At 65.9% G+C, this 23,689-nt stretch carries 20 protein-coding genes; 4 read left to right on the forward strand and 16 right to left on the reverse strand.

Annotated elements, in window-relative coordinates:
• Positions 1-591: 591 nt before the first annotated feature.
• The gene (locus NLR35_RS28460) at positions 592-1,776 is read right to left on the reverse strand and encodes a urate hydroxylase PuuD (RefSeq protein WP_257169862.1); all 1,185 of its coding nucleotides are present in this window, start codon (positions 1,774-1,776) and stop codon (positions 592-594) included.
• Between the two features lie 199 nt (positions 1,777-1,975).
• On the opposite strand from NLR35_RS28460, the gene NLR35_RS28465 reads away from it, so the two are divergent.
• The gene (locus NLR35_RS28465; RefSeq protein ID WP_257169863.1) at positions 1,976-2,278 is read left to right on the forward strand and encodes a hypothetical protein; all 303 of its coding nucleotides are present in this window, start codon (positions 1,976-1,978) and stop codon (positions 2,276-2,278) included.
• Between the two features lie 35 nt (positions 2,279-2,313).
• Here NLR35_RS28465 and NLR35_RS28470 read toward each other — a convergent pair whose 3' ends face one another.
• Both NLR35_RS28470 and NLR35_RS28475 read right to left on the reverse strand, forming a co-directional pair.
• Positions 2,314-5,028, reverse strand: coding sequence for a molybdopterin-dependent oxidoreductase (locus NLR35_RS28470; RefSeq protein WP_257169864.1), 2,715 nt, complete (start codon positions 5,026-5,028; stop codon positions 2,314-2,316).
• Positions 5,025-5,852 (reverse strand): FAD binding domain-containing protein, encoded by an 828-nt coding sequence (locus NLR35_RS28475; RefSeq protein WP_257169865.1) that lies wholly within the window; start codon positions 5,850-5,852, stop codon positions 5,025-5,027. The genes NLR35_RS28470 and NLR35_RS28475 overlap by 4 nt, the downstream gene beginning before the upstream one ends.
• Positions 5,853-5,992: 140 nt before the next feature.
• On the opposite strand from NLR35_RS28475, the gene NLR35_RS28480 reads away from it, so the two are divergent.
• A complete protein-coding gene (locus NLR35_RS28480) occupies positions 5,993-7,339 on the forward strand; it encodes an 8-oxoguanine deaminase (protein WP_257169866.1) in 1,347 nt (448 codons plus the stop codon).
• A gap of 9 nt (positions 7,340-7,348) precedes the next feature.
• Here the strand turns inward: NLR35_RS28480 and NLR35_RS28485 are convergent, their stop codons facing one another.
• From NLR35_RS28485 to NLR35_RS28525, 9 genes are all read right to left on the reverse strand, one after another.
• The gene (locus NLR35_RS28485; RefSeq protein WP_257169867.1) at positions 7,349-8,326 is read right to left on the reverse strand and encodes a peptide ABC transporter ATP-binding protein; all 978 of its coding nucleotides are present in this window, start codon (positions 8,324-8,326) and stop codon (positions 7,349-7,351) included.
• The gene (locus tag NLR35_RS28490; RefSeq protein WP_257169868.1) at positions 8,323-9,357 is read right to left on the reverse strand and encodes an ABC transporter ATP-binding protein; all 1,035 of its coding nucleotides are present in this window, start codon (positions 9,355-9,357) and stop codon (positions 8,323-8,325) included. The genes NLR35_RS28485 and NLR35_RS28490 overlap by 4 nt, the downstream gene beginning before the upstream one ends.
• 27 nt (positions 9,358-9,384) lie before the next feature.
• Positions 9,385-10,296: an ABC transporter permease subunit gene (locus tag NLR35_RS28495; protein WP_257169869.1), complete on the reverse strand. Its 912-nt coding sequence runs from the start codon at positions 10,294-10,296 to the stop codon at positions 9,385-9,387.
• The gene (locus tag NLR35_RS28500; protein WP_257169870.1) at positions 10,293-11,303 is read right to left on the reverse strand and encodes an ABC transporter permease subunit; all 1,011 of its coding nucleotides are present in this window, start codon (positions 11,301-11,303) and stop codon (positions 10,293-10,295) included. The genes NLR35_RS28495 and NLR35_RS28500 overlap by 4 nt, the downstream gene beginning before the upstream one ends.
• 286 nt (positions 11,304-11,589) lie before the next feature.
• Positions 11,590-13,185: an ABC transporter substrate-binding protein gene (locus tag NLR35_RS28505; protein ID WP_308774778.1), complete on the reverse strand. Its 1,596-nt coding sequence runs from the start codon at positions 13,183-13,185 to the stop codon at positions 11,590-11,592.
• Positions 13,186-13,350: 165 nt separating this feature from the next.
• The gene (locus NLR35_RS28510; protein ID WP_257169871.1) at positions 13,351-14,430 is read right to left on the reverse strand and encodes a BMP family ABC transporter substrate-binding protein; all 1,080 of its coding nucleotides are present in this window, start codon (positions 14,428-14,430) and stop codon (positions 13,351-13,353) included.
• Positions 14,431-14,511: 81 nt separating this feature from the next.
• A complete protein-coding gene (locus tag NLR35_RS28515) occupies positions 14,512-15,429 on the reverse strand; it encodes an ABC transporter permease (RefSeq protein WP_257169872.1) in 918 nt (305 codons plus the stop codon).
• The gene (locus NLR35_RS28520; RefSeq protein ID WP_257169873.1) at positions 15,416-16,507 is read right to left on the reverse strand and encodes an ABC transporter permease; all 1,092 of its coding nucleotides are present in this window, start codon (positions 16,505-16,507) and stop codon (positions 15,416-15,418) included. The genes NLR35_RS28515 and NLR35_RS28520 overlap by 14 nt, the downstream gene beginning before the upstream one ends.
• On the reverse strand, positions 16,491-18,056 hold the full coding sequence (locus NLR35_RS28525) for an ABC transporter ATP-binding protein (RefSeq protein ID WP_257169874.1): 1,566 nt from the start codon (positions 18,054-18,056) through the stop codon (positions 16,491-16,493). The genes NLR35_RS28520 and NLR35_RS28525 overlap by 17 nt, the downstream gene beginning before the upstream one ends.
• A gap of 561 nt (positions 18,057-18,617) precedes the next feature.
• On the opposite strand from NLR35_RS28525, the gene NLR35_RS28530 reads away from it, so the two are divergent.
• Positions 18,618-19,739, forward strand: a complete 1,122-nt coding sequence (locus NLR35_RS28530; RefSeq protein WP_257169875.1) for a hypothetical protein — start codon at positions 18,618-18,620, stop codon at positions 19,737-19,739.
• Positions 19,740-19,796: 57 nt separating this feature from the next.
• Here the strand turns inward: NLR35_RS28530 and NLR35_RS28535 are convergent, their stop codons facing one another.
• Positions 19,797-20,321 carry a nucleoside deaminase gene (locus NLR35_RS28535; protein ID WP_257169876.1) on the reverse strand — a complete coding sequence of 175 codons (525 nt, stop codon included), beginning with the start codon at positions 20,319-20,321 and terminating at the stop codon, positions 19,797-19,799.
• A 116-nt stretch (positions 20,322-20,437) separates the two neighbouring features.
• Here NLR35_RS28535 and NLR35_RS28540 point away from each other — a divergent pair, with 116 nt between their 5' ends.
• Positions 20,438-21,400, forward strand: coding sequence for a cation diffusion facilitator family transporter (locus NLR35_RS28540; RefSeq protein WP_257169877.1), 963 nt, complete (start codon positions 20,438-20,440; stop codon positions 21,398-21,400).
• Between the two features lie 10 nt (positions 21,401-21,410).
• Here NLR35_RS28540 and NLR35_RS28545 read toward each other — a convergent pair whose 3' ends face one another.
• From NLR35_RS28545 to NLR35_RS28555, 3 genes are all read right to left on the reverse strand, one after another.
• Positions 21,411-21,650: a DUF378 domain-containing protein gene (locus tag NLR35_RS28545; protein ID WP_257169878.1), complete on the reverse strand. Its 240-nt coding sequence runs from the start codon at positions 21,648-21,650 to the stop codon at positions 21,411-21,413.
• A 61-nt stretch (positions 21,651-21,711) separates the two neighbouring features.
• Positions 21,712-22,848 (reverse strand): MFS transporter, encoded by a 1,137-nt coding sequence (locus tag NLR35_RS28550; RefSeq protein ID WP_257169879.1) that lies wholly within the window; start codon positions 22,846-22,848, stop codon positions 21,712-21,714.
• Between the two features lie 31 nt (positions 22,849-22,879).
• Entirely contained in the window at positions 22,880-23,653 is a 774-nt protein-coding gene (locus NLR35_RS28555; protein ID WP_257169880.1) for a DeoR/GlpR family DNA-binding transcription regulator, read from the reverse strand.
• Positions 23,654-23,689: the final 36 nt, after the last annotated feature.

The following is a 23,689-nucleotide window of genomic DNA, read 5'->3' on the forward strand; positions in this document are numbered from 1 at the left end:
GGATCTGTCCGGCTGTACCTGTGGTTCCTGCCCCGTGCATTTTTATCGCACGGGGGCCACGGGCCTCAGCCGAGGTCCGGCCTTCCCTGCGCCCTCTCGTCGCCGAGAGGGACACCGTCGATGCATCACCCGGGCGCCAGGCGTCGCGGGACTGCGATCGCATATCCCGTGCTGTCCTGATGTCCGTACTGATCCGTTACGCCGCGCTCTTTGAAATGTGAATCAGCCGTTCCCCCATCATCGTCCCGGACAAGCCGCGACGCGCGACAGCGCGTTGCGGCGCCGATCCGGGACCCATACTCCGCAGCGCTGGCGATGAGCAAGAAAGCCGATAACCAGCGTGCCTCGAACCGCTGCCTGGGGGTATGGGTCCCGGCTCAAGGCCGGGACGACAGCGGAGTTTGGAGCCGCCGTAGGGTGGGCAAAGCAGCCGTCCAAAGGACGGCAGCGTGCCCACCGTCGATCCGCTGACGCGGCGAGAATGGTGGGCACGGCGCGCGCTGGAGCTGCGCATCACGCGGACGGCGTCGGTGCGCCTTTGCCCACCCTACGGATCAAGCGCGTGCCGCCTGCTCAGCGATGTCTGCGCTTCTACTGCGCGCCCGCCCACGCCGCGAGCACTGCGCGCTCCTCGCCGGTGATCTCGGTGATGTTGCCGGGCGGCATGGCGCTCGACCACGCTGCATTGCGCGCGATCAGCCGTGCGTTGCGCTGGATGTTGTCGGCGGTGTCGAGCCGCACGCCTTTCGGCGCTGTGACGATGCCGTCCCACACCGGCTCGGCCGCGTGGCACATGCTGCAGCGGGAGGTCACGATCTCCTCGACCTGCGCGAAGCTCGGCTGCGTCGCGGCCGCCGTCTTGGCGTCGCGGGGCCCGGCGGCGGACAACAACAGGATCGCGATCATGCCCGCGGCGGCCACGCCCCACACCCACCACGGCGAGGGATGGCCCTTGTGACGCTCGTTGAAGAAATGCCGGATGACGGGGCCCAGCGCCAGCACGATGGCGACGATCGCCCAATTGTAGCGGGTGCCGAACAGCAGCGGATAGTGATTGCTGATCATCAGCACCACGACCGGCAGGGTCAGATAGTTGTTGTGGACCGAGCGCTCCTTGCCGGCCTTGCCGAGCCTGGGATCCGGCGCTTGACCCGCGAGCAGCGCGGCCACGATCTTCTTCTGATTGGGAATGATCACCGCGAACACGTTGGCGACCATGATGGTGCCGATGATCGCGCCGATCTGGTTGAAGGCGCCGCGGCCGCTCAGCACATGGGTGAAGGCGTAGGTGAGGGCGACGAGAAAAATGTAGCCGCCGATGGCGAATGGCAGCTCGTGCCTCGCCAGTCCGCTGCGGCAGGCGCCTTCGTAGAGCAGCCAGGCGAGCGCCAGCGAGCCGAAGCTGAACAGGCCCGCCTGCAACGGCGTCAGGTCGAGAATGGACTTGTCGATCAGGAACAGATCGGCGTTGAGATAATACACCACGATCATCAGCACGAAGCCGGACAGCCAGGTGGTGTAGGCTTCCCATTTGAACCAGGTCAGCTCGCTCGGCATCTGCGCCGGCGCCACCAGATATTTGACGATGTGGTAGAAGCCGCCGCCATGCACCTGCCAGGCCTCGCCCATCACGCCCTTTGGCAGGCCCTCGCGCGGCTTCAGGCTGAGGTCGAGCGCGATGAAGTAGAACGAGCTGCCGATCCACGCCACCGCCGCGATCACATGCAGCCAGCGGAAGATCAGGCTCAGCCATTCCGATATGATCGAAGCCAACATCGCGCGGTCATCTCCTTCAACAGGGCACGTCCGGCGACGCGCGCCTGCGTCTCATCTGTGGCATCGATCGCGCACGATTTCCAGCGCATCGCTGTGGCAGTCGGTGCACAACAGATTAGCTTCCACGCACGCGCGACATGGTGGACTTCAGCGACCCGATTGCGTTCAATGCGATGGTCGGCAAAGCGAGACGAGCGCGATGAAGAGATTGGCTGTGATCATGGTGGTCCTGGGACAGTTCGGCGCTGCATCTTCGGCGTGGGCGCAGACGGGGCCGAAGCCCAACTCGGCCAAGCGCGCCGATGCCTGCGCACCGATCGGCCGCACCGAGGACGGCAAGCTGGTCTATGCGATGAAGTGCGAGACCATTCCGAAGCCGGTCGCGCCCCCAACGCCACCGCAAGCCGCCGCTCAACCGGCACCGGAACCGGCGGCCGAGCCGGAGCCGGAGACCCAGCGCAGTGGCGTGTTCGGCTGGTCCTACGACCGTCGGCCCAAATAGGTGCGCGGCCATCTCCTGGCACTCCCCTGAACGCGTCAATCGCCGAAGGTCTCCTGCAGTTGCGGAAACAGCCGGTCCGGCTTGAACGGCACGGCGGTGAAGCGGATGCCGGTGGCGGCGCGGATCGCGTTGCCGAGGGCGGCGGCGACAGGATTGTACGGGCTCTCGCTCATCGACTTCGCGCCGAGCGGGCCGATGCTGTCATGGGTCGCGGCGAACAGCACTTCGGTGCGCGGCACGTCGGCGTAGGACGGCAAATGATAGTCGCGGAAGCGCGGGTTGACCACGCGCCCAGTGGCGTCGATGACGATCTCCTCATAGAGCGCTGCTCCCAGCGACTGCGCGACACCGCCCTCGATCTGGCCGCGGCACTGCATCGGATTGGCGACGCGGCCGGCATCCGCCGCCTGCACGCTCTTGAGAATCCTGACCACGCCGGTGTGCTTGTTCACGGCGACGCGAAAACCCTGGACGTTGAACGCAACCGAGCGCGGCGTGCCTTGCGAGTTGCCGGTCGCTGTCAGCCCGTCGCCGCCGAGGCTGGCGATGCTTGCGAAGGAGAGCCGCTGCGCCCCGCAACTGACGGCCTCGTCGGCGATCGCGCAGTCGGCCGGGTCAACCGTCCAGCGATCCGCTGCGAAGCGCTTGATGTTCTCCGCCATCGCTTCTGCCGCGGCCTGCGTCGCGCGTCCCGCCACGAAGGTGCCGGTCGAGCCATAGGCACCGGTGTCGTGACCGCCATGCGCGGTGTCGGATTGACGGAGGCTGATACGATCGACGGTCGTGCCCAGCACGCTCGCCGCGATCTGGCGATGCACGGTGCTGGTGCCGTTGCCGAACTCGGCGGTGCCCACGGTGAGCGTGAAGCCGCCATCGTCGCGCAGGCTGATGCTGGCGTCGGCAAAGTGGCCGTCAGGCGGCACGGTGTCGATCATGGTCAGTGCGATGCCATCGCCCGTGAGCCAATCGTCCGACAATTCCGGTGCCGGCGTGGCCTCGGCCATGGCGCGTTCGACCAGATCGAGGCACTGGTCGAGACCGTAGGAGCCGTACAACACGTCGCTATGGTCGGAGCCGGGCGGCGTCAGCATGGGATCGCCCGGCCTGACGATGTTGCGGCGGCGCATCTCGAATGGGTCGATGCCAAGCTTGAGCGCCAGCTCGTCGATCGCCGCCTCGACGGCGAAAGTGGTCTGCGGCAGGCCGTAGCCGCGATAGGCGCCGGCCGGCACCGTGTTGGTATAGACGGCGACGCCGTCGACCTTCTTGTTCGGGCAGTTGTAGACCGAGATCGACTCGCTGCAGGCGTGAAACAGCACGGGCCCGGCGTGATTGCCGTAAGCGCCGGTGTTGGAGAGCACGTCGAGCTGCAGCGCGGTCAGCCTGCCATCCTTGTCGGCACCGGCCCTGACCGTGACGCGCATCGGATGCCGAGTCGAGGTCGCGATGAACTGCTCTTCCCTGGTGAACTCGAGCTTGACGGGACGGCCCGTCTTCAAGGCCGCGAGCGCCAGGATGTCCTCGACGAACATTTCCTGCTTGCCGCCGAAGCCGCCGCCGACACGCGCACAGAACACGCGGACCTTGTCGGGCGCAAGATCGAAGATCTCGCACAGGGCCCGACGCGTCAGGAACGGCACCTGCGTGCTGGTGCGGACGGTGAGCATGCCGCCATCGTCGAGCCAGGCGAGACCGCCGTGGGTCTCCAGCGCAGCATGCTGGACGCGCTGCGTCGTGAAGGTGCCTTCGTAGGTCGCAGCGGACGACGCGAGCGCGGCCGCGACATCGCCGAATTCGCCATGGGTCTCGGCGGCGATGTTGCGGCTGACATCGGCGATGCGATGCTCGCTGCCATGGCCGGCGTGGATGACCGGCGCGCCCGGCGCGATGGCCGCTTCGGGATCGATCACGGCGGGCAGAATCTCGTAGTCGACGACAAGCCGCCTGCACCCTTCCTCGGCGGCGGCCTCGGACTCCGCGACCACGGCCGCGACCTTCTGGCCGATGAAGCGGACGGTGTCGTCGAGCACGCGGGTGTCGGCCGGATCCATCCAGGCCTGTTCGTGCCGCGCCGTCGAGAACAGCATGCCCGGCGCGTCCTCATGCGTCAGCACCGCATGCACGCCCGGCACCGCGAGCGCTTGAGCCTTGTCGATGCCGACGATGCGCGCATGCGCATGCGGCGAGCGCACGAGCTTGATGTGCAGCAGGCCCTCGACCGCGGTGTCGAAGGTGTAGCGCGCCTGGCCGCGCACCACGTCGGGGCCGGTGGGAGCCGGCAGGCTGCGGCCGAAGGCCTCGCCGGCCGCGACCTCCTCGACATGTGCGCGGCCGAGCAGCGCGTCCTCGATCGCGCGATAGCCGGTGCAGCGGCACAGATTGCCCTTGAGCGCCGCGTCGAGATCCTTCTTCTGCGCCTGGTTGAGCGAAGCGCAGGTCACGATCATGCCCGCGGTGCAGAAGCCGCACTGAAACGCCTGCGCATCCAGGAACGCCTGCTGCATCGGATGCAGGCCATCCTCGGTGGCGAGACCTTCGACCGTGGTGACCGCCTTGCCGTCGGCGCGGAACGCGGGGATCAGGCAAGAATGCACCGGCTCGCCGTCGAGCAGCACGGTGCAGGCGCCGCAATCGCCGGCGTCGCAGCCTTTCTTCACGCCGAAATGCCCGGTGTCGCGGAGGAATGTGCGCAGGCACTGTCCCGGGCGCGGCGCAGCCTCGATTGTCTTGCCGTCGACGATCAAGCTCATGGCCGCACGCCGCCTGCGAGCTCGGCGCGGATCTCCTCGGCGAGCCGCAGCGTCATCGCCTTTCGCCACGCCGGCTTGCCGTGGACATCGTCATGATAGAGCGCATCGGGAATCTCGCTGAGAATGCTTCCGCGCAGCGCGGCTTCGTCGGGCATGGCGCCGAAGTGGAGCTGCAGCGGCTTGACGGTCGAGCCGGTTACGGTGAGCATCAGGTCGCCGTCCCGCCCCAGCGTGCCGATCAGCAGCGCGCCGGAACGGCCGACCGGGCTCAGCGCGATCTGGCGGAACGCGGTCCGTCGCCTGAGCGCGGTCAAGGGAATGTCGATCTGGCGCAGCAGGTCGCCGGGCGCGAGCACGTTGCTGTTGTTGCCCGTGACGAAGTCCACGACCGCAATGCGCTGCTCGCTGCCGTCGGTCTTCCAGATCGTGCAGACCCCTTCGAGCGCGGCGAGCAGCGAGATCATCGGTCCGGCCGGCAGCGACATGCAGAGATTGCCGCCGACGGTCGCCGTCTTCCAGATCTTGAAAGAGGCCAGGAACGCCCGGCAGCATTGGTCGATCAGCGGCGCGGCGATCCAGTCGGCCGGGCAGGGCAGCGCGTCGAGCTCGGCGACGCTGCAGGTCGCGGCGATGCTCAGCCCGTCCTCGCTGATGGCGAGCGCCGGCCAGGCGAGATCGCCGAGATCGATCAGCCGCGACAGCTGCGCCTGTGGTTCCGAGAACAGCCAGGTGCCGCCGGCCAGCCAGGCATCGCCTGCCTTCCAGGCGGGCAGCTCGGCCCGTGTTCGCGGGCGCACTACCTCGGTGATGGTGTTCAGGTCCATGGTGACGCAAGCTCATTCGCGCAGCGGATCGCGGGGCAAATCCTTGCAAGACCGACGCCAACTGGCAATAGCATGACGCTGGCCCTGCGCTTGCAGGCCAGCCCGCGAGACGACCGCGCAATCAGCGAGACGAGGCAGCCATGAGCACCATGCCGATCTGGATCAAGGACCCGCTTGCCATCCTGGCGGAGGACGCCGCACGAGGCGTCGTCGTCAAGGACGGCCGCATCGTCGAGCTGGTGGCTGCCGGGAAGGAGCCTGCAACCGAAGGCGCCGTCGCGTTCGACGCGAGCGTGCATGTCGTGATCCCCGGGCTGATCAACACCCACCATCACTTCTATCAGACGCTGACGCGGGCGCTCCCGGCCGCGATGGACCGCGAGCTGTTCCCCTGGCTGAAGGCGCTGTACCCGGTCTGGGCGAAGCTGACGCCGGAGTCGCTGGACGCAGCGGTCACGCTGGCAATGTCCGAGCTGATGCTGTCGGGCTGCACCACGACGACGGACCATCATTACGTGTTTCCCGCCGGTCTTGAGGACGCCGTCGGCATCGAGGTCGCCGCCGCCAAGCGGCTCGGCATCCGCGTGCTGCTGACGCGCGGCTCGATGAACCTGTCGGAGCGCGACGGCGGCCTGCCGCCGGATAGCGTGGTACAGGACGAGGATACGATCCTCGCCGACAGCGAGCGCGTCGTCGCGACCCATCACGAGCGCGGACCAGACGCGATGGTGCAGATCGCGCTGGCGCCGTGCTCGCCGTTCTCGGTCACGGGCTCCTTGATGCAGAAGACGGCTGCGCTTGCCGACAAGCTCGATGTCCGCCTGCACACGCATCTCGCGGAGACCGAGGACGAGAACCGCTTCTGCGAGGCGATGTTCGGCTGCCGTCCGCTCGATTATCTCGAGAAGAACGGTTGGCTCGGCCCGCGCACCTGGCTGGCGCACGGCATCTTCTTCAATGCCGACGAGATGAAGCGGCTGGGCAAGGCGAAGACCACGATCAGCCATTGCGCCTGCTCCAACCAGCTGCTCGCCTCCGGCTGCTGCCCGGTGTGCGAGATGGAGGAGGCCGGCGTCGGCATCGGGATCGGTGTCGACGGCTCGGCCTCGAACGACGGCTCCAATCTGATGCAGGAGGTGCGTGCCGCCTTCCTGCTGCAGCGGGCGCGCTACGGTGTCAGCCGCATCAGCCACAAGGACGCGCTGCGTTGGGCGACGAAGGGTTCGGCGGCCTGCGTGGGACGGCCCGAACTCGGCGAGATTGCGGTTGGGAAGGCGGCGGATCTGGCGCTGTTCAAGCTCGACGAGCTGCGCTTCTCAGGCGCTGGCGATCCGATCGCGGCGCTGGTCTTGTGCGGCGCGCATCGGGCCGATCGCGTCATGGTCGGCGGCCGTTGGACAGTCGTCGACGGCGCCATTCCGGGGCTCGATGTCGCCGGCCTGATCGGCCGGCACAGCGCGGCCGCTCGTCGGATGCAGGCGGGGTGAATGCGATCGTCAGGCCGGTTGCGTGTCCAGGAGGCGTTCGGCGTAGTGGCAGGCGACGAGACGGCCATCGATCGGACGCAGCGGCGGGCGCTGCGCCCGGCAGAGATCCGTCACATGCGGGCAGCGGGTGGAAAACACGCAGCCGGCGGGCGGGGCGAGCGGCGAGGGCAGTTCGCCCTTGGGCACGATCCGCTGACGCTTGCGGCCGAGGCCCGGCGTGGCGTCGACCAGGGCCTGCGTATACGGATGCAGCGGCCGGGCGAAAATGCGCTGCTTCGGCCCGTGCTCCATCACCAGCCCGAGATACATGATCAGCACGTCGTCGGCGATGTGCCTGACCACGCCGAGGTCGTGCGAGATGAAGAGATAAGCAAGTCCCAACTCGCGCTGCAAATCGGCCAGCAAATTGAGCACCTGCGCCTGGACCGACATGTCGAGCGCCGAGACCGGCTCGTCGGCCACGACGAGCTTCGGCCGCAGCATCAGGGCGCGGGCGATCGCGATGCGCTGGCGCTGGCCGCCGGAGAACATGTGCGGGTAGCGGCCGAGATGCTCCGGACGCAGTCCGACCTTGGCCATCATGTCGAGCGCCTGCGCGCGCCGCTCCTGCTTCGACAGGCTGGTATTGATGACCAGCGGCTCCTCGAGGATGGCGCCGACGCGCTTGCGCGGGTTGAGCGAGCCATAGGGATTCTGGAACACGATCTGCACGGTCCGCCGCAACGTCCTGGCGGCGCCGGCCGGAGGATGGACGGCGTCGAGCCCATCGAGCGTGAGCGTGCCGGCATCCGGCGTCTCGATGAGCGTGACGAGTCGCGCGAGAGTCGATTTGCCGCAACCGGACTCGCCGACCACGGCCAGCGTCTTGCCGGCATCGATGGCAAAGGACACGCCGCCAACGGCGTGCAGATGCGCGGGGCTACGGAACAGGCCCTGCTTGACCTCGTAGCTGCGCTTGAGATCATGGGCGGTGACGAGCGCCGTCATGGCACGGCCTCGCCGGCAGGATTTGTCACGCCGGCACCGCGGCGATCGGCCGCGAGCCGCGCCTCCCTCGTTGGATCACCGAGCGGATAATGACAGCGCACCAGGCCATCATCCCACGGGCGCAGTTCGGGACGCACCGAATCAGTCAGCGGCGTCGCATAGGCGCAACGGGGGCTGAACAGGCAGCCGCGCGGTCGATCGTAGGCGCCGGGCACGACGCCCGGGATGGTGGCGAGCCGTCCGCCGTCGCTGGCTTCCGGCCGCGCCGCCAGCAAGGCGGCCGTATATGGATGCTGCGGCGAGGCGAACAGGCTCGCGGTCGGGCGCTGCTCCATAATCTGCCCGGCATACATCACGGCGACGCGCTCCGTCGTGTCCGAGACCACGCCCATGTTGTGGGTGATGAGAATGAGCGCCATGCCGCGATCGCGCTGCAGCGACAGCAGAAGATCGAGGATCTGGGCCTGGATGGTGACGTCGAGCGCCGTCGTCGGCTCGTCGGCGATCAGGAGCTTTGGATTGCAGGCGATCGCCATTGCGATCATGACGCGCTGGTTCATGCCGCCCGAGAGCTGATGCGGATAGGCCGACAGCCTGCTCTCGGCGGCGGGAATGCCGACCTGCTCCAGGAGTTCGATCACCCGCCGCCGCGCCGCCTTGCGGTCCATGCTCTCATGAATGCGCAGCGTCTCGGCGAGCTGATAGCCGATCGTGAAGGACGGATTGAGCGAGGTCGTCGGCTCCTGGAAGATCATCGCGACATCCTTGCCGGTGAGCGCGCGCCGCTCGCGGCCGGACAGAGCCTGCAGATCCCGTCCCTCGAACATCAATTTGTCGGCCTGGACCTGGCCGGGATAGGGCACCAGTCCCATCAGCGCGAGCATGCCGACGCTCTTGCCGGATCCGGACTCGCCGACGATCCCCAGCACCTCGCCCTTGTCGAGCGTGATGCTGACGCCATCAACGGCGCGGACCATGCCGTTGCGCGATGGAAATGCGACCGACAGATTTTCGATCTCGAGAAGCGGCATCGGATCGCCTTCACTCTCCAGCAGGCATCATCGTTTGAGCTTGGGATCAAGCGCGTCGCGCAACCCGTCGCCGAGCAGGTTGAAGGCCAGCACGGTGATGAGGATCGCGAGGCCCGGCAGCGTCACGACCCACCAGGCCCGCAGCACGAATTCGCGCGCGTCTGCCAGCATGGTGCCCCATTCCGGCAAAGGCGGCTGCGCGCCGAGGCCGAGGAAGCCGAGCGCGGCCGCGTCCAGGATCGCGGTGGAAATGCCGAGCGTCGCCTGCACGATCAGCGGCGCGGCGCAATTCGGCAGCACCTCCTTGAACATCAGCCTGAAACGGCCGGCGCCCGCGACCTTGGCGGCGATCACGTAGTCCTTCGAGACCTCACTGATCACGGCGGCGCGGGCGATGCGCACGTAATGCGGCAGCAGCACGATCGCGACCGCCAGCATGGCGTTCATCAGGCCAGGTCCGAGGATGGCGACGATGACGATCGCGAGCAGAAGGCTCGGCAAGGTCAAGGTGATGTCCATCAACCGCATGATCGCGATTTCGGTCACGCCGCGGAAGAAGCCGGCGATCAGTCCGAGAATGGTGCCCGCGATCACCGACAACGCCACGACAGCGATTCCGATCAGAAGCGACAGCCTTGCGCCATGGATGAGACGGGACAGAATATCGCGCCCGATCGCGTCGGTGCCGAGCGGGTAGGCGAGCGACCCGCTTTGCTGCCAGAACGGTGGCTTCAGGAAGGCGGCGTTGTTGGTGAGCACAGGCGAATGCGGCGCCACGATATCGGCCGACAGCGCGAGCAGGATCAGGACCGCGATCACCACGAGCCCGGCAACGGCGCCCGCGTTCTTCCTGAAGTCCTGCCAGAACTCCAGCGACGGCGAAGGCGGAGTGTCCGGCTGCGCCACGGCGATAGGGGGCTGAATGTTCTCGACGCTCATCGCGTATACCGGATGCGGGGATTGATCAGGCCATAGGCGAGGTCGACCAGCAGATTGACGCTCATGACGATCGCGCCGATCAACAGCGTGCCGCCCTGCAGCACGGGATAATCGCGGCGGTTGATGCCTTCGATCAGCCATTTGCCGACGCCCGGCCAGGAGAAGATGGTTTCGGTGAGGATGGCGCCGGTGAAGAGCACGCCGACCTGCAGCCCGATCACGGTCACGACGGGGATCAGCGCGTTGCGCAGGGCATGGATCGCGATCACGCGGAACGGCGGCAGGCCCTTGGCCCGGGCGGTGCGGATGTAGTCCTCGCCGAGAACCTCCAGCATCGCCGACCGCGTCATGCGCGCGATCACGGCGAGCGGCACGGTGCCGAGCACGATCGTGGGCAGAATCAGATGCGACAGCGCCGAGCGGAACGCGCCGACATCACCGTCCAGCAGCGTATCGATCAGCAGGAAGCCCGTGACCGGCTCGATATAGTATTGCACGGCGATCCGGCCCGACACCGGCGTCCATCCGAGCTGCACCGAGAACAGCAGGATCAGCAGCAATCCCCACCAGAAGATCGGCATCGAGTAGCCGGTGAGCGAAATGCCCATCACGCCGTGATCGAAGATCGAGTTTCGCCTGATCGCGGCGATGATGCCGGCCGGCAGCCCCACGCAGAGCGCAAACAGGATCGCGCAGATCGACAGCTCGACGGTGGCCGGGAACAGGCTCTGGAATTCAGCGATCACCGGCTCATGGGTGACGATCGACCGGCCGAGATCGCCATGCGCCAGCCGCGACAGATAGAAACCGTACTGGACCAGCACGGGCTGATCGAAGCCGTAATCCTTGCGCAGCTGCGCGAGGCGCGCCGGATCGATGCCGCGCTCGCCGGCCATCGTCTCGATCGGATCGCCTGGAATCAGTCGGATCAGCACGAACACGAGCAGCGTGATGCCGATGAATGTCGGAACCACGAGGCTCAACCGTGTGAAAACGAACCGCAGCATGCCGTTCTCTGCCAACGTCCTACGAAGGACCAAGATGCGCACGCATGTTGCGGTGGACCCGGTGCACCTCGCCCCGCTTGCGGAGAGAGGTCGGATTGCATCGGAAGATGCAATACGGGTGAGGGGGGACAGGTCTAACAACCAATACCGATCGGGCGTCTGCCCCTCACCCCAACCCTCTCCCCGTGAAGAACGGGGAGAGGGAGCCTACCGCCTTCTGCGCTACAGCTTGGCTATCATCGGGTCGCAGTGCGGAACGACGAAGGTCGCTCCACCTTGTGATCCGCTAGTCCTTGACGTCGACACCGTAGAAGACGTGTCGTCCGAACGGCGACAGCTTGAAGTCGACCACGCGCTTGCGGACCGGCTTCAACTGCACCGCATGCGCAATGGTGAACCACGGCGCCTGCTCCTTGAACACCACTTGCGCCTCGCCGTAGAGCTTGGCGCGCTCGCTCTGGTCGCTGACGGTCTTGGCCTTCATCACCAGATCATCGAACGGCTTGTAGCAGAACTTGGCGATGTTGGACCCGCCGGACTGGGCCGAGGCGCAGCCCAGCAAGGTGTGCAGGAAGTTGTCGGGATCGCCATTGTCGCCGGTCCAGCCGAACATGCCCATCTGGTGCTCGCCGGCCTGCAACCGCTTGCGATATTCCCCCCACTCGAACGACTTGATCTCGGCCTTGACGCCGATCTTGGCGAGGTCGGCCTGCATCAGCTCGGCAATGCGCTTGGCATTCGGATTGTAGGGCCGCTGCACTGGCATGGCCCATAGATCCGTCTCCAGGCCGTTCGGAAATCCGGCATCGGCCAGAAGCTTCTTGGCCGCCTCGGGGTCATAAGGGTCGTCCTTGACGGCGTCGTTGTAGGACCACATCGAGGGCGGGATCGGGTTCTTTGCCGCGATGCCGGTCGACAGATAGACGGCGTCGATGATCGCCTTCTTGTCGATCGCCATGCTCAGGGCCTTTCGCACGCGCACGTCATCGAACGGCTTCTTCTGCGTATTGAACGCGAGGTACCCGATGTTGAGGCCGGGCTGCTCCAGCACGGTGACGTTCGGATCGTTCCTGATTGCGTCGATGTCGGCCGGGTTTGGATAGGGCATCACGTCGCATTCGCCCTTCTGCAGCTTGGCCCAGCGAACGGACGAATCCGGGGTGATCGCATAGACGAGGTCGTCGATCTTGGCCTTGCCGCCCCAATATTGCGGGAACGCCTTGTACCTGATCACGGCGTCCTTCTGATACTGTACCAGATAGAACGGCCCGGTGCCGACGGGATCCTGGTCGATCTTCTCGGGCGTGCCGGCCTTCAGCATCGCATCGGCATATTCCTTCGACTGGATCGCGGCGAACGGCATCGCGAGGTCGGCGAGGAACGGGGCTTCCGGCTGATTGAGCGTCACCTTGATGGTGTAGTCGTCCATCTTCTCGACGGACTTCAAGAGTTTCGGCATCGCCATGTCGCCGAAATAGGAATGGTTCGGGCTCGTCACCTTGAAATAGGGATTATCTTCCTTCCATTGCCGCTCGATCGAGAACAACACGTCGTCAGCGTTGAAGTCGCGCGTCGGCTTGAACGATTTGGTCGTATGCCACTTCACGCCCTTGCGGAGGTTGAAGGTGTAGGTGGTGCCGTCGGGAGAGATCGTCCAGGATTCCGCGAGACCCGGCACGACTTGCGTGCCGCCGCGCTCGAATTCGACGATGCGGTTGTAGATCGGCTCATTGCCATCGAACGAGGTCCCGGTCGTATTGATGCCGGGATAAAAGTTCTCCGGGCTGCCTTCGGAGCAGAAAACCAGGGTCTTGGCGAACGCGGCCGGGCTGGTCAGAAGCGCCGCGGTGCAGACGGCAGCGAGCAGGATCGATCTGTTCACGGTTGGAACTCCCGTTTACGACTGTCGGTGGTACAACACGACATCCTCGGAAACGATCTACCGCAACATCCGTCGCAACAAAAGCACCAACTCTGAATCGCGAAGTCCGATGTGAGTTAGCACCACCCTGCCGCAAGGCAGCAGGGTGGTCAAAAGTCGAGTTGATTACTTGCCCGGCAGCTTGTCGTCGACGCCCTTGACGTAGAAGTTCATGCCAAGGATCTGCCCGTCGGCGAGATGATCGCCGCCCTTGCACTCGACCTCCTTGCCATCCTGGCCGATCACGGGACACTTGAAGGGATGCAGCTTGCCGGAGGTGATCGCGGCCTGGGTCTCCTCCGCCATCTTCTTCACGTCATCGGGCATGTTGGTGTAGGGCGCCATCTCGAACATCTTCGAGTCGAGGCCGCCCCAGGTGTCCTCCGACTTCCAGGTGCCGTCGAGCTCGGCCTTGACGCGGGCGATGTAGTAGGGGCCCCAGGTGTCGAGGATCGAGGTCAGCTGCGCCTTCGGGCCGAACTTGATCATCTCGGAATCCTGGCCGAAGGCAAGCTTGCCGCGCTCGGCCGCGACCTGCATTGCCGCCGGGCTGTCGGTGTGCTGCATGATGATGTCGGCGCCCTGGTCGAGCAGCGCCTTGGCGGCATCGGCCTCCTTGCCCGGGTCGAACCAGGTGTTGACCCAGATGATCTTGACCTTGATGTTCGGATTGACCGACTGCGCGCCCAGCATCGTCGCGTTGATGCCTGAGACGACCTCGGGGATCGGGAACGAACCGATATAGCCGAGCACGCCGACCTTCGACATCTTGGCCGCGATCTGGCCCTGGATGTAGCGGCCCTGATACCAGCGGCCCGAATAGGTCGACATGTTCTTGTCGCGCTTGTAGCCGGTCGAATGCTCGAAATGCACGTTCGGATACTTCTTGGCGACCTTCAGGGTCGGGTCCATGTAGCCGAACGACGTCGTGAAGATCAGCTTGTTGCCAGCGCGGACGAGCTGCTCGATGGCGCGCTCGGAGTCCGGGCCCTCCGGCACGTTCTCGAGATAGGTGGTCTCGATTTTGTCGCCGAGCTCCTTGACCAGCGCCTGGCGGCCGAGCTCGTGCTGATAGGTCCAGCCGAGATCGCCGATCGGGCCGAGATAGATGAAGCCGACCTTCAGCTTGTCGGCGGCGTGCGCCACGCCGGCGACGCTCCCCGCCAGCACCAGCGCGGCGGCCGCGCCCAGAAGCCTTTTCATCATGGTCATCGTCTCCAAACAGTCAGGGGAAAACGTGATGGTCCCGAGCGTCGCGCCCCATCGCAGGCGCCCGGGATGAAGTCTCTAGCGATCGGGCACGAACACCGTGCCGAGGGCCGCAGGCGCCGTCGAACCGCCGGTGCGGGCGCGCGACAGCAGCACCAGCACGATCACGGTCGCGAGGTAAGGCAGCGCTGACATGAACTGCGAGGGAATGCCGACGCCGGCGCCTTGCGCATGCAGCTGCAGGATCGTCACCGCGCCGAACAGATAGGCGCCGATCACGAGCCGTCCCGGCCTCCAGGATGCGAACACGACCAGAGCCAGTGCAATCCAGCCGCGGCCCGCGGTCATGCCGGGAATGAAGAACGGCGTGTAGGCAAGCGGCAGGTACGCGCCGGCGAGACCGGCACAGCCGCCGCCGAACAGCACGGCGAGCAGGCGGATGCGCAGCACGGGATAGCCGAGCGCATGCGCGGAGACGTGGTTGTCGCCGCAGGCGCGCAGCACGAGGCCGGCGCGGGTGCGATAAAGGAACCACCAGACGGCGACGATCAGCGCCAGCGACAGGTAGACGAAGGCGTCCTCGCCGAACAGGATGCGGCCGACCAGCGGGATATCGGTCAGACCGCGAATGGCGAGTTTGGGCGCGGTGGTGATACGTTCGCCGACGAAGCGCGCGCCGATCAGGCCGGACAGGCCGATCCCGAGGATGGTCAGCGCGAGGCCGGTCGCCACCTGGTTGACGGCGAGGCCGAGCGTCATGAAGGCGAAGATCACCGACATCAGCATGCCGGCGACGATGCCGCAGAGCGCGCCGATGATGATCGAGCCGGACATCCAGGCGCCGGCGAAGCCGCAGGCGGCGCCCACGATCATCATGCCCTCGACGCCGAGATTGAGCACGCCGGCGCGCTCGGTGACCAGCTCGCCGGTGGCGGCCAGCAGCAGCGGCGTCGATGCCGCGAGCACCGACAGGATGATGGCTTCAACGAGCAGCACGTTGCACCTGCGGCGCGGCGGAGACGAGCTTGAAACGGTAGAGGATGAGGGAATCGCAGGCGAGCACGTAGAACAGCAGAATGCCCTGGAACACCTTGGTGACGTCGAGCGGAATCTTCATCGTGATCTGGGCCTGCTCTCCACCGATGAACGTCAATGCGAGGAAAAGCCCTGCAATGAGTATTCCAACCGGGTTCAGCCGGCCGAGGAAAGCCACGATGATCGCCGTGAAGCCGTAGCCGGGGGAGATGCCGGGCTGCAGGTGTCCGATCGGTCCCGCGACCTCGATGATGCCCGCGAGACCGGCCAGGGCGCCCGAGACGGCGAAGGTGAGGAGGATGAGCTGATTGGCATTGAAGCCGCCGAAGCGCGCCGCGCGCGGCGCCACGCCGACCACGCGGATCTCAAAACCCTTGATGGTGCGATCGAGCAGCACGAAGGCGGCGGCGACCACAACGAGCGCGATGATGCTGCCGAGATGCAGGCGGCCGCCCTCGATCAGTACCGGCACCGTGGCGACAGGATCGAACTCCGCCGTCGTCGGGAAGTTGAAGCCGGCCGGATCACGCCAGGGGCCGCGGACGAGATAGTCGAGCAGCAGATCGGCGACATAGACCAGCATCAGGCTGGTGAGGATCTCGCTGGCGCCGAACTTCACCCGGCACAGCGCGGGGATCAGCGCATACAGCGCGCCAGCAGCAGCGCCTGCGACCAGCATCGCCGGCAGCACCCAATGACCGGCCTCGGTGCCTTGCGTCTTCACCGCGATCCAGCTGCCGGCGACTGCGCCGATCAGGAACTGGCCCTCGGCGCCGATGTTCCAGGCATTGGCGAGATAGCACAGCGACAATCCGATCGCGATCATCACCAGCGGCGTCGCCTTCACCGCGATCTCCTGCAGCGAGTAGCCGTCGGTGAGCGGCGCGATGAAATAGACGCCGAGCGCGGTGATCGGGTTCTTGCCGAGCACCGCGAACAGCACGCTCATGGTGACGAGCGTCAGCCCGATCGCGATCAGCGGTGACACCAGCGCAATGGTGCGCGAGCGCTCGGCACGTTTCTCAAGCACCAATTGCATGCGCGGCCTCCTTCTCGAGAGTGGCGCCGCCCATCAGCAGGCCGAGCTTCTCGCGCGTGGCGTCCGCGCGCGGCAGCGCTTCGGAGAGATGGCCGTGAAACATCACCGCGATGCGATCGGCGATCTCGATCAGTTCGTCGAGATCCTGGCTGGTGACGAGCACCGCGGCGCCGGCGCTGGCGAGATCGATCAGCGCCTGGCGGATGATTGCAGCCGCGCCGGCGTCGACGCCCCAGGTCGGCTGGTTGACGACAAGCACGGCGGGACCGCGCAGGATCTCGCGGCCGACGACGAATTTTTGCAGATTGCCGCCGGACAGGCTCGCGGCTTCCGGATCGCGCTTGGCCTTGCGAACGTCGAACGTCTCGGTTGTCAGGTCGACGGTTCGCAAAGTCGCCGCGGCGTTGATGAAGCCGTGCCGGACCATGTCGCCGGCGGCATGCCCGGTCAGCAGCGCATTTTCCGACAATCTCATGCGCGGCGCGGTGCCGTGCCCGAGACGCTCTTCTGGGACAAAGGCCGCACCCATCTTGCGACGCTGAGTGATCGAGAGATGGCCGCAGGCAAGGCCGTCGATGATGATGGTGCCAGGCTCCTTGACGAGGCGCTCGCCGGACAGCGCCGCAAACAGCTCGTCCTGGCCGTTGCCGGCGACCCCGGCGATGCCGAGGATCTCACCGCCTTTCAATTCGAAGGAGATGTTGCGCAGGCTGATGCCGTGCAGTTCGCTCGGCGCGAGGTTCAAATCGTTGACGACGAGGCGTGGCACGGTGGTTCGCCGTTCGGCCGGAGGCTTCACCTCCTTGATCTCGGTGCCGACCATCATGCGGGCGAGGGATGCCGCGGTCTCGCGCTTCGGATTGCAGGTCGCGACCTTCTTGCCGCCGCGCAGGATGGTCGCGGTGTCGCAGAGCCGCTTCACCTCATCGAGCTTGTGGCTGATGTAGAGAATGGCGCGCCCTTCTGCCTTCAGCCGCTCCAGCACCACGAACAGCTGGTCGGCCTCCTGCGGCGTCAGCACCGCGGTGGGCTCGTCGAGGATGAGGAATTTGGGGTTCTGCATCAGGGCGCGCACGATCTCGATGCGCTGCCGCTCGCCGACCGACAATTGCCAGACCTCGCGGCTGGGATCGAGCGGCAGGCCGTAGTCGCGGGCGACGTCGGCCAGCCGCGCCGAGATCGCCTTGAACGGCTCCTTGCCATCGAGCCCCAGCGCGACGTTCTCGGCAACCGTAAGATTGTCGAACAGCGAGAAATGCTGGAACACCATGCCGATGCCGAGCGAGCGCGCCTCGGCCGGTCCGGACAGTTTGATCGGTGCGCCCTGCCAGCGCAACTCGCCGGCGCTGGGCTGCACGAGCCCGTAGATGGTCTTGACCAGGGTCGACTTGCCGGCGCCGTTCTCGCCGAGCAGGGCGTGGATCTCCCGCGGAAATATCTCGATGTCGATGCTGTCGTTGGCCAGGAAGTCGCCGTAGCGCTTGGTCAATCCGACCGTCTGCAACAGCGGATGCGAGGTCTGGGGAGTGGCCGGCGCGGGGTCAAGCATGTGGGTCTGGGCAGAAATGGAACTGCCTCAATTGTGAGCTAATTTGCGGCGGCGCGTAAGAGGCGAAAAGCGCCATCTTGTGCCCAACTCTTGCCCAGCATTCGAAGCCGGCTCTCGCCCGCGAGCGCGGTTGCGGTGTCGGCCCGCCGCAACTTCTGTCGCCGCTCGTCTCAAACTAACATGTGGCACTTTTGCGACAGTCGTTAGGATTCCAAAGGGCCGCAGCAGTCTGCCCGTTGGATGAGCAGCGTCATGCCATGGGCGCTGAGGATCCGATCTCTCGGCCAGCGGGGATGCGAAAGCGTTCCGGATCCGGCGCCGCGCCGTTTCGGAAAAACTCAGCAATGTGAAGCGCGAAGATGGGATTCGCGCAGCGGAGGCGGCGCGACGAATCGTCCCACGCAAAGGACGTCCGCTCGGCGGTCCCGCAGTTCAATGCAGCGGAACTTTGGTCAAACCGCGGGCAAGACCTGGAGAAAGTTGAGGCTTCTCGCATGCAGGCAACGGCGCAATTGTGCATGCAAGTCGGGAATCGGCGCTCGTTAACTGGGGGTGTACTAAATGTCGTTTCGTCAAACCATTGCTGCTGCCTTGACGTTCGGCGCGGCTGTTCTCGCGTCGGCCGGTCTGGCCAGCGCTGCCGATCTGCCGGCCAAGGCGATCGCGAAAAAGGCTGCGCCGGAGCTGCCGTTCTTCCTCGTCGTCGACAACCGCGTCAGCTTCTCCTACATCTTCAACGCCCGCCAGCCGGGCGCCTGGACCGGCAATGCCAACGCCGGCTTCAACGCCAACACGGCCAAGCAGGTCTATTCGTTCAGCCACTTCGACGTGTGGGGCTACGGCACCAACTTCTTCACCATCTCTCTGTTCAAGTCGGATCACAACGACCCGGCCGGTCCGTGCACGCAGACGGGCGGCATCGTGTCGCCTGCCGCTGGCTTCGCGTTCACGCCGGCGAGCTGCGCCGGAGCGACCGAGATCTATGGACTGTTCCGCTCGACCTTCGGCTGGAACCAGATCTTCAACACCAAAGCCTTTACGATGGGCCCGCTGCAGAACATCTCGTTCGAGGTGGGCATGGATGCCAATACCGAGAACCGCTATTTCGGGGCGGCCAAGCGTGACGTCGTCGCCGGTCTGCAGTTCGCGTTCAATCTTCCCTACAAGGGCTATTTCAACGTCGCTCCCTTGATGTACTGGGAGTTCGCCAACCACAACTCGTTCTCGCAGTGTGGCGCGGGCTGGTCGAACCCCTGCATCGCCGACGGCAACACCTCGTTCAAGCCGACCTGGGCGGTCGAGACCAACTACTACATGGACCTCGGCTTCCTGCCGGAGAACATGCAGTTCTTCTCGATCTCGGGCCGCGCCGGCTGGTACGGCAAGAAGGGCTCGGACGCCGAGCCGCTGCCGGCGAGCGTCGCGAACGGCGTCTATCCGACCAAGGTCGAGTTCAACTCGGAGCCGATCCGTCTGACCTTCGACGCGTCCAAGGCCCTGTGGGGTGAGAAGCAGAGCCACATGATCGACGTCTGGGTGGCCTATCGCTACTGGCAGAACAAGTTCGGCAACGACCACAACAACGCGGCCGGCTGCTCCGTCGCTGGCGCCGGCGGCACCCGCGTCAGCACCGGCGCGTGCACCGAGTCCTCCCTGTACTCGGGCGTGACCGTCAAGTTCTGATCGGCGGATCGAGCAGATACGGCGCCGCAGCTTCGGCTGCGGCGCTTTTTTAATGCATCATTTGTCCCAGACCCCGACATGCAGCGCGGCGGCGTCGTCCTCGAGCATGGGGCCAACAATTTCGGTCGCCCGTTGCCCGCTTGCGAACACCTCGCGGCAGGGCAGGTCGAGCGTCGGGTTGTCAGGATGGTTGCCGGTGAAGTCGCGCAGCCGCCGTTCGCTCAAGCCATAGACCACGCGGCCGATGCCCGCCCAGTAGATCGCGCCGGCGCACATCGCGCAGGGCTCGGCGGACGTATACAACGTCGCGGTCGCTCGGATGTGGGGTGCGATCGACCTACAAGCTTGCGTGGCGACCAGCCGCTCCGCATGCGCCGTCGCATCGCGCTCCGGCATGTAGCCGTTCTCGGCCTCGACCAGCACGCGGCCGTCGGCGTCGACCAGAATGGCCCCAAATGGATGATTGCCGTGCGCCAGCGAGCGGCGGGCGACGGCAAAGCTGCGGCGCAGGAAGTGCGCATCACGTTCGCCGGCATCGACAAGATGGCTGTCGCTCACCGGCTCCGTGCCGTTCACCGTCATGACCTGTGCTCCGTTGTCACCGGTCGTGATCCTGACCGCTCCCGGTAAGTGATGCAAGGGAACCGGGATCGGCAGCCGGCGTTGCCCGGCGCACGGAAGACCTGCAGCAGGGTGTCATGGCGGCGAATTCGGATTCCAAAGTTGCCGTCTACGCGGCTCTGGCCGGCAATCTGCTGGTCGCCTGCACCAAGATCGCAGCGGCGGTCTGGACCGGCAGTTCGGCGATGATGAGCGAGGCGGTCCACTCGGTGGTCGATACCTCGAATGAATTGCTGCTGCTGTACGGCTTTCACCGGGCGAGCCGGCCGCCGGATCATCGGCATCCCCTGGGGTACGGCCGCGAGCTCTATTTCTGGAGCTTCATCGTCGCGCCGCTGCTGTTTGCACTTGGCGCCGGCGTCTCGCTGTATGAAGGCGTTTCGCACGTTTTGAATCCGCTGCCGATCGAAGACCCCACGGTGAACTTCATCGTGCTCGGCCTGTCGTTCGTGTTCGAGGCCGGCTCGTGGTGGGTGGCTGTGCGGCGCTTCCGCGCTGCTGCTCCGGGTCTCTCCTATGTCGAGGCGTTCAAGCGCAGCAAGGATCCGCCGGCTTTCATGGTCGTGTTCGAGGACAGCGCCGCGCTGATCGGCATCATGATCGCTGCAGCGGCGACAGCAGCGGCTGTCGCATTCGATGAGCCGGCGTGGGACGGCATCGGCTCGATCCTGATCGGGCTGCTGCTTGCGGTGACATCGATGGTGCTGGCGCGAGAGAGCAAGAGCCTGCTGATCGGCGAGCCTGCGGATCCCGAACTGGCGCATTCGGTTCTGGAGATCGCGCGGAAGTCGAACGGCGTACGCGCCGCCAATGGTCTGCTGACCGTGCAGCTATCCCCACAGCAGGTCGTGGTGGCGCTCAGCATCGAATTTTCCGACGCTCTGCGGGCCGACGATATCGAGCGCGCGGTCGTCGCGATCGAGAACGAGCTTCGCGCTCGTCATCCGGTGATCGCTGCGCTGTTCGTCAAGCCCCAGACTGGCGCGCGCTTTGAGGAATCGCGTGCGCGCCAGCTGCAGGGTGGTTCGGCGTCCGCATGACGGCTTCGGATCAGCGGTAGACGACGTCGTTTCGGGCGGAGGAGAGCCGCGCTAGCATGCCGATCTGATAGATCGCCGAGAGCGCGACGAGCACGTACACGATCCGGGCGATGGGCGAGGACGTTGCGGTCTCCGCGGCGCCATTGCCGAAAACGGCCGTGACGAGGTCGAAGTCGAACAGGCCGACAAGGCCCCAGTTCAAACCTCCGACGATGACGAGAATGAGCGTGATGATGTTGAGTGCGCGCATGAATCTGCTCCTTGGCCCAAGCATTTGATGCCGGGTCAAAGCGGTGTTGCGCGGCTCGTTCCTATCGCGGTCCTCTTGCGACAAAGGGCGCGCTCGCGAGCACGACCACGAGCAGCCCGGCGAGGATCCAGAACGCCGTCGGCAGGCTGGTGGCTCCGGCGACGAAGCCGATCCCCGCCGGCCCCAGCAGCACGCCGGAATAACCGGCCGTGGTGACCGCGGCGACTGCGAGGCCCACGGGCATCGCAGTCTGGGCGCCGGCTCTTCGGAAAAGGACTGGAACGAGATTCGATGCGCCCGCGCCGATCAGCGCGAAGCCTGCCATCGCAGCAACGATCGAGGGAACGGCCAGCAAGACCACGAAGCCGGCTATGGCGATGGCACTGCCCCATAGCAGGGTGGCGCGGTCGCCGACCCGCGCGACGATGCTGTCTCCGATCAGGCGACCGGCAGTCATCGCGATCGAGAACATGATGTAGCCGAGCCCGGCCTGTGCGGCCGGCAGACGACCCGAGCCGCTCAGCAGGAGCGCGCTCCAGTCGAGCATGGCGCCTTCGACCAGGAACATGATCGCCGCGAGGGCGGCCAGCAGCAGCACGGCGCCATGAGGCAATACCAGCAGCGGACCCGACTGCGCCGGCTTGTTCGCCACCAGCCGCGGTGCTGCGACGAGCATCGCGGCCAAGGCGAGCGCGCAGCAGGCGAGGGTGCCGAACAGTGGTGCAACCCCGAACGCGAGCAGCACGGTCATCACGCCCGAGCCGGCAAAGCCGCCGATGCTGAATTGCGCGTGAAAGCCGGACATCAGTGGCCGTTCGCTCAGCCGCTCGACTTCGATCGCCTGGATGTTCACGGCGACGTCGAGTGAGCCAAGCGCGCCGCCGAAAGCGAACAGGGCGAGCGCCAGGGTGAGGGGCGTCGCGGCAATCGTCAGCGGCGGCAGCAGAAGGCTGAGCGCGACGCCGCTGACGACGATTACGGGCTTGCTGCCAAACCGCGCGCTCAGCAGGCCCGCTGCCAGCATGGATGCGACCGAGCCGACGCCGAGCGAAAGCAGCAGCAGCCCGAGCGTGGCATCATCCACTCCGAGCCGCTGCTTGGCGAAGGGCACCAGCGGCGCCCAACAGGCGATGCCGAAGCCGGCGACGAAGAAGGCCAGGCGGGTCGCGAGGCGCGCCGCGCTGTGATCCGAACTCATGGGCGGTTTCCTGGATATATCGAAGGCGCCCTCAGCCGGGTGGCGCGGCCGTGATGATGGTGGCCCCCGCCCGTCTGAGCAGGGTGAGCCGGGCCGCCGGCGCATCATGCTCGACGGTGAACTGGCTGATCGTCTTGACGCCGGCAATCCGGTGAGGCGCTCGGGTGTCGAGCTTCTCATTGGTGACCATCGCGACGCTCACCCGGCTTAGCGAGAGCAGAGTGCGCTTGAAGGCGGCATCCGTCGGATCAACTGCGCTGATGCCGCCTTGCGCCGACACGGCGCAGGCGCCGATGAAGCAGCGGTCGATGTTCAAGCGCTGCACCTGCATGAGGGCGTCGGCATCGACACAGCCGCCGACCGCCGGGTGAACGGAGCCGCCGATCACGATCAATTGCAGGTCCTGCCGGTGCAGCACGGCCGCGGCAATGTCGATGGCATTGGTCGCGACGGTGAGATCGAAATCCTCGGGCAGGACTTCGGCGAGCGCGAGATTGGTGCTGCCGCTGTCGAGGAAGAGAAATTCGCCACGCGTGATGCTGCGTGCGGCCGTCCGGGCGAGCGCCAGCTTGCGGTCCCGGTCTTGTCCGATCCGCGCCGCGATCGGCGTCATCCCGCCGGCAAGAGGCAATGCGCCGCCATACACCCGGCGGCAGCGTCCCTCGGCGGCCAGCGCGCGGAGATCGCGCCGGATTGCATCCTCGGAAACGCCGAACTCGGTCGCGAGCGCGGCCGCGACCACCGCTTGTCCGGCAGAGAGACGGCCGGCGATCTGATCGCGGCGCGCCAGGGGAAGGTCTGACATGATGGCCGTCTAACATGCAAAAACAAGAATGACAAC

Origin of the sequence: Bradyrhizobium sp. SRS-191 (assembly GCF_024586915.1) — a bacterium.
Classification (GTDB): domain Bacteria; phylum Pseudomonadota; class Alphaproteobacteria; order Rhizobiales; family Xanthobacteraceae; genus Bradyrhizobium.